Source organism: Tianweitania sp. (assembly GCF_032053605.1).
GTDB lineage: Bacteria > Pseudomonadota > Alphaproteobacteria > Rhizobiales > Rhizobiaceae > Tianweitania.
In genome coordinates, this window is the sequence record NZ_DAMBUH010000092.1 from 1 (window position 1) to 10,417 (window position 10,417).

Annotated in this window: 7 protein-coding genes; 4 read left to right on the forward strand and 3 right to left on the reverse strand. The window is 62.6% G+C overall.

The window, feature by feature from the left end:
- The 3 genes from RTX98_RS16455 to RTX98_RS16465 all read left to right on the forward strand — a co-directional run.
- A partial coding sequence (locus RTX98_RS16455) for a peptidoglycan-binding protein (protein ID WP_312797908.1) occupies positions 1-3,298 on the forward strand: 3,298 nt, incomplete at its 5' end.
- A gap of 146 nt (positions 3,299-3,444) precedes the next feature.
- On the forward strand, positions 3,445-4,365 hold the full coding sequence (locus RTX98_RS16460; RefSeq protein WP_189504292.1) for a sulfite exporter TauE/SafE family protein: 921 nt from the start codon (positions 3,445-3,447) through the stop codon (positions 4,363-4,365).
- Between the two features lie 3 nt (positions 4,366-4,368).
- Positions 4,369-5,181, forward strand: coding sequence for a TIGR02186 family protein (locus RTX98_RS16465; RefSeq protein ID WP_312797909.1), 813 nt, complete (start codon positions 4,369-4,371; stop codon positions 5,179-5,181).
- 46 nt (positions 5,182-5,227) lie between these two features.
- On the opposite strand, the gene pdeM is transcribed toward RTX98_RS16465, so the two are convergent.
- The 3 genes from pdeM to RTX98_RS16480 form a co-directional block, all read right to left on the reverse strand.
- Complete coding sequence (gene pdeM, locus RTX98_RS16470; protein WP_312797910.1) at positions 5,228-5,923, reverse strand: ligase-associated DNA damage response endonuclease PdeM; 696 nt, start codon at positions 5,921-5,923, stop codon at positions 5,228-5,230.
- Positions 5,920-8,460 (reverse strand): ligase-associated DNA damage response DEXH box helicase, encoded by a 2,541-nt coding sequence (locus RTX98_RS16475; RefSeq protein WP_312797914.1) that lies wholly within the window; start codon positions 8,458-8,460, stop codon positions 5,920-5,922. Before RTX98_RS16475 ends, pdeM begins: the two co-directional genes overlap by 4 nt.
- 527 nt (positions 8,461-8,987) lie before the next feature.
- The gene (locus tag RTX98_RS16480) at positions 8,988-9,899 is read right to left on the reverse strand and encodes a class I SAM-dependent DNA methyltransferase (protein ID WP_312797911.1); all 912 of its coding nucleotides are present in this window, start codon (positions 9,897-9,899) and stop codon (positions 8,988-8,990) included.
- A gap of 36 nt (positions 9,900-9,935) precedes the next feature.
- On the opposite strand from RTX98_RS16480, the gene RTX98_RS16485 reads away from it, so the two are divergent.
- Positions 9,936-10,417, forward strand: a 482-nt coding sequence (locus RTX98_RS16485) for an MBL fold metallo-hydrolase (RefSeq protein WP_312797912.1), incomplete at its 3' end; no start/stop codon positions are given.

A 10,417-nucleotide genomic window follows, 5' to 3' on the forward strand; every position in this document is an offset into this window, starting at 1 on the left:
CCGCAGCGACGACAAGAATGTTTCCCTGCTTCGCCTCGAACTCGATCAGGTCAAGAACGCGATCGGAGCGCTCGCCCGCGAAGACACGCTGCGCGCCGTCGGCAATCGCTGGGACGCCTTTGATGACCGCATGTCGCGCTTCGAAGAGCGCGTCGCTGCCCAGTCGCCGCAGCCACGCGACGATGCCGCCATCGATGCCCTGACGCACCGCCTGGAGCAGATCGCAGCCGCGGTCGACGTTCTGCCGGAATCGCTGTCCATCCGCACCCTGGAAGACAAGGTGCGCACGCTGGCCGGCGCGCTGGATCATTTTGCCCGCAAGCAGGATGCGCAAAGCGAACAGACCTTCGAGATGATCGCCGAGCGTCTCGACGAGATTTCGCGCGCCATCGCCGCTTCGCTCAGCCACGCACCCGTCAACTCAAGCTTCGACCCGGCACCCTTCCAGCGCATCGAAGCGCGCATGGCCTCGCTGGCCTCGCAGATCGAGGAACTGATCGACGAGCGCCCGGCGCATGAAGTGCTTGGCCAGATTGCAGCCCTTTCTACCCGCGTCGACGAGCTCGCGGCCCGCGCCGCCCTGCCAGAAAAAGCGGTGGAGCGTCTCGGTCAGCAGCTTGGCCAGATTGCCGAGCGGCTGGAAAAGGAACCGGCGGTTCCCGATGTGTCCACCATCTTCGATGGACTGGAACACCGCTTCGCCGTTTTGTCGGACGCGCTCGACCGGCGTCAGGCCGATTCCACCGAGCAGGGCAACAAGCTGCTGCGCGACATGGAAACGCGCCTCGACACCATCGTCCAGCGTCTCGACGTTCAGGCCGAAAAGCCCAGCGATCGCGGCGAAATCCTGTCGGTCATGGATGAGCGTTTTGCAGCACTCGCTGCGCGGCTCGACGAGCGCGTTGCCTATGGCCCTGAAGCCGCTACGATCCGCGAACTCGAACTGCGTTTGGGCGACATCGCATCCCGGCTGGATACGTCCGCGCGTCAGGTCTCGTCGGTCGATGAAGCCGTGATCGGCCGTTTGGAAGCGCAGGTTGCCGAACTCTCCGTGCGCTTATCCAATCCGCCACGGGTTCTGCCCGAACTCGAGAACTTCGCGCCGCGCTTCGACCAGATCGAGCGCTCGATTGCCGGCCAGCATGATGCGCTGATCGAAGCCGCGCGCAATGCCGCTGCCGACGCCGTGCGTGAACTCGCCGAACGCGAAGGCGACAGCCAGGCGGTCGCCAGCCTGTCGGGCGAGTTGCGCTCGCTGGAAGTGCTGACGCGCCAGTCCGACGAGCGCAATTCCAAGACGTTCGAAGCGATCCATGACACGCTGATCAAGATCGTCGACCGTTTGAGCATGATGGAGCAAAGCGAGCAGGCCCGACCGGCGCCCAAGCCCATCGTGGCGGACGCGCCGTCGATCGCCGCGGATGACGCGTTCGATCCCTATGCGCTCGACGATCTTTCCATAGCCGAAGTGCCGTTCGGCCAGCGCGATACGCAGAACAAGCCTTTGGCGGGCGACCCCACGAGCGAAACCGACGACGCGCAGGAGCCTGCCTCGAAGCTCGGCGGTTTCACCCGCGCCTTGCGCAACCGCAAGGACAAGCAGCCGGAGATTACCGAACAGCCGGTTCTCGCCAAGCCGATCGTTGAAGAGCCGGATTTCCCGTCGCTCGACCAGCCGCTCGATCCACGCATCGCCAACCAGCCGCTTGAACCCGGCAGCGGCGCGCCGGATCTCAACGCCATCATGAAGCGGGTGCGCGACGAGCGCGGACCGGCTGACACCAAGGACGAGGCGGAAACCGCGAAATCGGACTTCATCGCCGCCGCACGCCGCGCAGCACAAGCCGCTGCAGCCGAAGCCAACGGCAAGAAGACCGGCAGCAATGCCGAGGACGCTTCTGGGCGCGGCAAGATCGGCCGCATTCTCGGTCTGCGTCGCAAGACCGTGCTGATGGCCACTGCCGCGATGGTGGTGGGCGTCGGCGGTTTCCAGCTGACGCGCGCTTTCCTCGCGGATGAGCCTTCGCTGTTCGTCGCTTCCAACGAACCCGCCCGCAATGAAGCTGCTGCGCCGATGATCGCGGCGGCGCCGGCTGCACCCGTTGCTGCCGAACCAGCCCGCCAGACGACGCCCGCTTCAGAACAACCCGCTCCTGTTGCTGAACAGGCGCTGCCCGGTGTTGCAAATAGCGTAAGCCGGACGCCTGCCGACACCGCATCCGAGCCAGCGCAGGCCACAACTCCACTCGAAGCCGAAGTGGCCCAAGAGCCGGGAACAGGCGAAGCGTCTGATCCCGAGCCGATCGCTCCCGAAACAACCGCGTCCGAAGGCTGGGAAGCCGAGCCGGCGGTTGTCGCCTCGGCCCAGCCGCAGGACCCGGTTGCCTCAGCCGTCGTGCGCCCGACGGTGGAAGGGAATGTTCAAGCCTCTTCCGCACTCGAAGTGGGTTCCGTACCGCTCAACGCCGGACCCGTCGCGCTGCGCGAAGCGGCACAGGCCGGCGACATCAAGGCTTTCTTCGAAATCGGCACCCGTTATGCGGAGGGCCGCAACGGCGAACCGGACATGAAGTCGGCCGCCGACTGGTATGTGCGCGCCGCAGATCGTGGCTTTGCGCCCGCCCAGTACCGCATCGGCAATTTCTACGAAAAGGGCGTCGGCGTCGAACGCGACCTGACCAAAGCCAAGGCGCTGTACGAGAAAAGTGCCGCGCAGGGCAACGCCAGCGCCATGCACAATCTGGCCGTGCTTTATGCCATGGGTGCCGACGGCACGACCGACAACAAGGCGGCGGTGCGCTGGTTCACCGAAGCGGCCGAGCGCGGCATCAAGGACAGCCAGTTCAATTTGGGCATCTTGGCCGCCAAGGGCGTCGGCATGACCCAGGACCTCGAAGCGTCCTACAAATGGTTCGCTTTGGTCGCCAAGACCGGCGACAAGGATGCCGAAGCCAAGCGCGACGAAGTTTCCAAGGCCATGAAGCCCGAAGAACTCACCCGCGCTCGCGCCGATACCGAGTTGTGGCGTGCCAAGCCGGCCGATCCCGCTGCCAACGACGTTGCCGTTCCGCCGGAATGGCAGGAAAGCAACGACGTCACCGCCAGCATTGACATGAAGCAGGCCGTGCGCAACATCCAGCTCATCCTGAACAAGAACGGCTTCGATGCCGGCCAGCCCGACGGGCTGATGGGTGGCAAGACCAAGACCGCGATCATCGCCTTCCAGAAGGCCAATGGGCTGACGGCCGACGGCGAGGTCAACGAGCCTCTGGTGCGCGCCTTGTTGGCGAAGAAGTAAGCGTCTTCGACGTCCGCGTGGCTAGCTACGTCGCAACACGGACATCGCGCCTTGCTTTATCCACTATATTCGCGTTGAACGAAATTGCGGTCCCGCTTTGCCGGGACCGCTTCTATTTCAACGGGTGAGAAGCTGAGTGTGACGGGGTGAACATCTATCTCCCCATAGCCGAAATGTCGGTCAACGGCCTCGTTGTCCTGATTATGGGTGCTGCCGTCGGTTTTCTTTCCGGTTTGTTCGGCGTGGGCGGCGGCTTTCTCATCACGCCGCTGCTGATCTTCTATAACATCCCTCCGGCCATCGCGGTGGCGACCGGCGCCAATCAGGTCATCGCTTCGTCCATGTCTGGCGCGCTGGCCCACTTCAAGCGCCGCACACTCGATTTCAAGCTCGGCTTCGTGCTGCTCCTTGGTGGCATTGCGGGCTCCAGCCTGGGCATCGTCGTGTTTGCCTGGCTGCGCGCGCTTGGCCAGTTGGACCTGTTCATTTCGCTGCTTTACGTCGTGTTCCTAGGCGCGGTCGGCGGCTTGATGCTGGTGGAAAGCGTCAACACGCTGCGCAAATCGCGCGGCGGCGCGGTGTCGCTCAAGCGGGCCGGCCAGCATCACTGGATCCACAAGCTGCCGCTGAAGATGCGGTTTCGCACCTCCAAGCTGTTCGTCAGCGTCATCCCGGTTCTCGCTCTAGGCGCCGGCATCGGCTTTCTGGCGGCGATCATGGGTGTGGGCGGCGGCTTCATCATGGTGCCGGCGCTGATCTATCTTCTGAAAGTGCCGACCAACGTCGTTGTCGGCACCTCACTGTTCCAGATCATCTTTACCGCCGCCTTCACCACCATCGTCCATGCAGCCACCAACCAGACCGTGGATGTCGTGCTGGCTTTCCTGCTGATGATCGGCGGCGTGGCGGGCGCGCAATATGGCGCAAAGGCTGGCCAGAAGCTGCGTGGCGAACAGTTGCGCCTGCTCTTGGCACTGATGGTGGTGTCGGTCGCACTCCGGCTTGCCTTCGACCTCTTCGTCCAGCCGGACAATCTGTATTCGCTTGGGCCTCTCGGGGAGTTCTGAGCGATGAAGCGCGTGATCTCAGCCTTCCTGATCCTGTCGGCGCTGCTTGCACCGGCGCTGGCGCAGACCGAGCCGCAACCCGAAGCCGAACAGCCTGCGCCGCAATACAACGAGTCGATCCAGATCGGCCTGTCGACCGACCGCATCACCATCACCACCGACTTTTCCGGCACCGACCTCACCATCTTCGGTGCCTTGAACGACGTCGACCCGCAGATCGCGCGTCAGAACCGTTATGATGTGGTCGTCGTCCTGGAAGGACCGGCACGCCCGGTGGTCGTGCGCCGCAAGGATCGCGTGCTCGGCATGTGGATCAACACCCAGTCCGAGACCTTCGTGAACGTGCCGATCTCCTATTCGGTCTCGACCACCCGCGCGCTGCAGGACATGGCGCAGCCCTCGACCTATGGGAGGCTCTCGCTGGGCAGCGCCTATATGTATCTGCAGCCGAAAGATCGCGACGACGATCCGCAGACGATCGAGGAGTTCACCGCAGCTTTGCGCGAGCGCAAGCAGGTGACCGGGCTTTACTCCGAGCTGATTGGCGGCGTGCAGTTCCTGTCGCCCAACCTGTTCCGCGCCACGCTGGAGCTCGCGCCCAATGTGCCGATCGGCACGCATCGCGCCCGCGCCTTCCTGTTCAAGAACGGATTGTTTATCCGCGAAACCTCGGCGCAGCTTGCAATCCAGAAATCCGGCGTGGAACAGTCGATCTTCCAGGCAGCACACGAATACAGCCTGTTTTACGGCATCTTTGCCGTCGCCCTCGCGATCATTACCGGCTGGCTCGGCCGCATGATCTTCAATCGGGACTGAGGACCCGTTCGGGTAAGCGGCTAAATCGCGACAAGCCGTCGGCTGATCAACCCGGATGCAGATTGGTCGGCGCGATCGTGTAGATGCGTGCATCGCCCATCATGTGAGCGCGAAAACTGGACCAGTCGAACAGGTTACGATAGGCACGGTCGAGCACGTTGAGCGTGCCGGTAAAGGCGCCAAAAGCCGGCATCACCAGCCGGCGGCCGTCACCGGCAAAACAGCGGCGGCGAACGGAGCGACCGCGCTGGACGATGCGCGCGCCGGGATGCAGATGGCCGGCGATCTCGCCCGCGATCGAGACAAGCGTCGGTTCATGACGGAAGATGAGGCCGGCCAGCGCAATTTCGGTGACACTCTCGCCGCAAACACCTTTTGGCGCATCGGGATCGTGATTGCCGGTGATCCAGTACCAGTCGCGACCCTTCTGCAGATCGGCAAGCTGCGCGCGGAAAGGATCCGGCATGCGCTCGGAGCCCCAGCCATCGTGGAAACTGTCGCCAAGGCTGACAACGACTTTCGGCTGGTAATGCTCGATCGCGACAGCGAGGCGCAGAAGGGTTGTGGCCGTATCGTAAGGCGGCAGGAACGAGCCGCGCCGGGCAAAGGCCGAACCCTTCTCAAGGTGGAGGTCGGAAACGACAAGGAGAGAATGATCGGCGAACCAGAGCGCGCCCGAACGGTCGCACAGCGCTTCTTGGCCCTCGATGCGAATGCGTCCGTTGATACCAAGCGGCATCATGTCTCGTGCGTCTGCGTCCAATTCGGTCCCATCGCCTCTTCAACCATGAGGCTGTCTTCGGCTTCAGCGAGCAGAGCATCATGAACATCGCCATGAACGCGCTCTTTGCCGATCTCCATCATGATAGGCACTGCCAGCGGCGAAATCCGCTGGAGATCCTTATGCATGATTCGACCCCGGATGCGCCCCAGCATTTCGCTCAAACGGCGAATGTCGAGCAGTCCCGTTGCGGCATCCTGACGGGTCGCCTGCAGGAGGATGTGATCCGGCTCGTGAGAGCGCAAGACGTCGTAAATGAGGTCAGCTGAGACGGTGACCTGCTTTCCGGTCTTTTCCTGTCCTGGAAAACGCTTTTCGATCAGGCCCGCAATCACCGAACAATTCCGGAAGGTGCGCTTGAGGAGATAAGAGGAATTCATCCACTCTTCGAGATCGTCGCCCAGCATGTCTTCGTCGAAAAGGTGCGAAAGGCGATGCTTTCCCGTTTTGAAGGCGTGCCCCATATCCTCCATGCCCCAGATCGCCAGCGAATAGTCGCTCGCCACGAAGCCGAGAGGATGAAGACGGGCGCGCTCCAGTCGCTTGGTCAAGAGCATGCCGAGCGTCTGATGCGCGAGCCTGCCCTCGAACGGATAGGCCACCATGTAGAAGCGGTTGCCGCGCGGGAATGTTTCCACCAGCAGATCGTGGGCATTAGGTAGAACGGACCTGTCGGCCTGCATGCGCAGCCAGTCGGCCACTTGCTCCGGCAGTGCCTTCCAGCGCTCCGGATCGGCCAGCATGCCTCGAACGACCTCGGCGAGATAGGTCGTCAACGGAAACTTCGAGCCGCCCCAGTAAGGAACTTTCGGCTCTGAATCCGGGGCGTTCGACACGAAGCACTCATTGTCGCGAATGCCTTCGAAACGCAGGATCTTGCCGGCGAACATGAACGTGTCATGATATTCAAGCTGTTCAAGGAAGCTTTCTTCGATCTTCCCCAACGTCATGCCGCCACGCGAAGCTGTGCCGCGACCCTTGCCCACATAGCGAATGTTGAGTGACGGTGCCTCGACGATCGTGCCGACATTCAGGCGATATTGCTGCGCATAGCGCGGATGGCTGATGCGCCAGAGACCCTCCTTGGTCTTGCGGATCTTGGCATAACGCTCATAGGCCCGCAGCGCATATCCGCCTGTGGCGACGAAATCGATGATGCGGTCGAAGGTGGTGCGCTCGAGGTCGGCATAAGGTGCTGCCGTGCGCACCTCGTCATAAAGCGCGTCGGCATGGAAGGGTGAACCGCAGGCCGTTCCCAGCACATGCTGCGCCAACACATCGATCGCACCTGAAAGAAGCGGCGGCGTATCCTGCGCGCCAAGATAGTTGGCTTCGAGTGCGGCCTCGCATTCCAGCACTTCGAACCGGTTGGCAGGAATGAGGATGGCCTTGGATGGTTCATCCATGCGATGGTTTGAGCGGCCGATGCGCTGCGCCAATCGGCTGGCACCCTTGGGCGCGCCGACATGCACGACGAGATCCACATCGCCCCAGTCGATCCCAAGATCGAGCGTCGAGGTCGCGACGATCGCCCGCAGCGCATTCGCTTCCATCGCTTTTTCGACGCGACGGCGCTGCCCGACATCCAGCGAGCCATGATGGAGCGCGATCGGCAGCGTATCCTCGTTGACGCGCCAGAGTTCTGAAAACAGCAACTCGGCCTGGAAGCGCGTGTTGACGAACAACAGCGTCGTCTTGTGATCCTTGACCGCCTGATAGATCTCGGGAATGGCGTAACGGCTCGTATGGCCCGCCCACGGCACGCGCTCTTCCGATTTCAGGATGGAAATGTCCGGTTTCGCACCGCCATCGACCGTGATGAGGTCCGACATGGCGCCGGGTTCCGCCTGACTCACCAGCCAACGGCGAAGCTCGTCGGGTTCGGCAACCGTTGCGGACAGGCCGATGACCTGCAGATCAGGGCAGAAGGTGCGCAGTCGCGCGAGACCGAGCGCAAGAAGATGCCCGCGCTTGGAGGTGACAAGCGCATGCAGCTCGTCGAGCACGACATACCGAAGGTCGGCAAAAAAGCGCTCAGGCTCGTTGCTGGCGATCAGCAGCGCCAGCTGTTCGGGGGTGGTTAGAAGAATATCGGGCGGCGATAGCTTTTGACGCTGGCGCTTGGATGCCGGCGTGTCGCCCGTTCGCGTTTCCAGCGTGACCTTGAGACCGATTTCGTTGACCGGCGTCGTCAGGTTGCGTTCGATGTCGACGGCCAGCGCCTTCAGCGGGCTGATATACAGCGTATGCACGCCTCGATGCGCTTCGCCCGGCCTCTTTTTCGGCCGCTCCGCCAGATCTGTCAGGCTCGGCAAGAAACCCGCTAGCGTTTTGCCCGCACCGGTCGGCGCAATCAGCAGCACAGACTTCCCCGCCTGCGCCCGCCCTAGCAAATCCACCTGATGCGGCCGAGGCGCCCACCCCTTCTTGCCGAACCATCGCAGAAACGGTTCCGGCAGCCGAGCGGGTAGGGTGGTGTCGGGGGAAGGAGGGAGGATGAGCTTTGTCACCGCTTAGAGATAGGGCGGTGTGGATAGAAGTACCATCATGAAACGAATCGTTGACGGGACGTAAGCTCTGCGGAATCCTCGGCTGTTTCAGGCGAGTCGCGAGGCTTACTGAAACGGAGCGGCCGACCACTTCGCCAAAAGTGGTCGGCCTTGATTGCAACCGCCGTGGCCCGGCGGAAACGTGTGATCACGAGGGGACAATTGTCCCGTTCGTGGCAGATGTCAAGCCGGGTCGCGGTCTGAATAGGACACGCTGACATGCGTAAACTTAGTGCGACACCTAGCCATGACCTGACCTTCGAAGATGCGGTTCAAGTTCATTTTTTGCTGATGCAGGGCGAACTCCAAAGCAGGATAGCAGCACGTTTCGACGTGAATGGAGGTCGGATATCTGAGATCAACACTGGAAAGAGGCACCCAGGAAGTCGTGAAGAAGCCTTGAGGCGTCTTCACTAACGATATGGCCTGCCGAGCTTACATCGGCAGGCTCTCTCCCTGCTGCAGGGTCTCAAGGGTCAACGCCCCGCCACCACCACCAGCCCCATGATCTCCTCGCCGCGATCCCTGCGGATCGTGTCTTCCGTCAGAGACACCAGCGCCAGCCCCGCTTGCGCCAGTTCCCGTTCCACATAGGCGCGCCCATGGGCGTAGCGGCGGGACTCGCGTAGCACGAGATCGTCGCCATCGGACGCTTCCACCGAAAAGGCGAACAGCCCGCCGGGGTGCAGCATTGCGGCCACTTTCGCGAACACGGCTTCCAGCGTGCCGACATACATGAAGACGTCGGCGGCGGTGACGAGGTCGATGCCCGCTGCGATGTCTAGTTCCGCGATGTCGCCCTTGATCAGCCGGTCATACACGCAGCGAGCGTCGGCCTTGCGCAGCATTTCGGCTGAGAGGTCGATGCCTTCCAGATCGCCGCAAAGCGGACGCAGCCTTTCGCCCATCAGGCCTGTGCCGCAGCCGAGGTCGACCGTCTTGTCGAAATGGGTGCGGCCAGTCGCGTGGAGGGCAGCTTCCAGCAGTTCGGGCACGCGGTAGCCGAGCTTGTCCACCAGCGCATGATCGAACCGGTCGGCATAATCGTCGAACAAGGCTTCCACGAAATCGGCCGGTGGTGTCTCGGGAATAGGGGCGGCGCCCAGCAAAGCAAGCTTCAGCGTGGCGCCGAAGCAGTCGGCGGGCTCCAGGCGCAACGCTTCGCGCCACGCCTGTTCCGCGCCGGCCGTGTCGTCTGCCTTCTCGCGTAGCTCACCGAGGCGGAACCAGCCGGCGGCCCAGTTCGGTGCGATTTCCAGAGCCCCTGTCATCAGTTCCGCTGCGGCGGTCCAGTCGCTGCCTTCCGCCAGCATTTTGGCATAATCCGCGCGGCGGTCGGCAAGGAAGTCGCCGGAGGACAGTCCAGAAGACAGGGTCGTAAAGGCCATCGGCCACCGCGCTGAAAAGGGAGAAGGTGGACGCGTATGACGCCAGAACAGGCCTTTGGCCCGCCCGGCGATTTCTTCATCGATCCGGTGCGCCCCGTTGCGCGCGCGCTGATCACCCATGGCCATGCCGATCATGCGCGCCCCGGCAACACGGCCGTGCTCGCCACGCAGCAAACGCTCGACATCATGGCGATCCGCTATGGCGCGGCTTTTGCGCAAAGCAGTCAGGCGGCCGAATGGGGTAAACCGATCAGCTTCGGCGATTGCACGGTGACCTTTCATCCGGCCGGCCATGTCCTGGGCTCGGCGCAGATCGCGGTGGAATGTGGCGGACTGCGCATTGTGGCATCGGGCGATTACAAGCGCCGCCACGATCCGAGCTGCCAAGCTTTCGAGCTGGTGCCCTGCGATATCTTCATTACCGAAGCGACCTTCGGTTTGCCGGTGTTCCGCCATCCGGATTCAAAGGCGGAAGTTGCCAAGCTGCTGCGCTCGGTCTCGCAATTTCCCGACCGTAC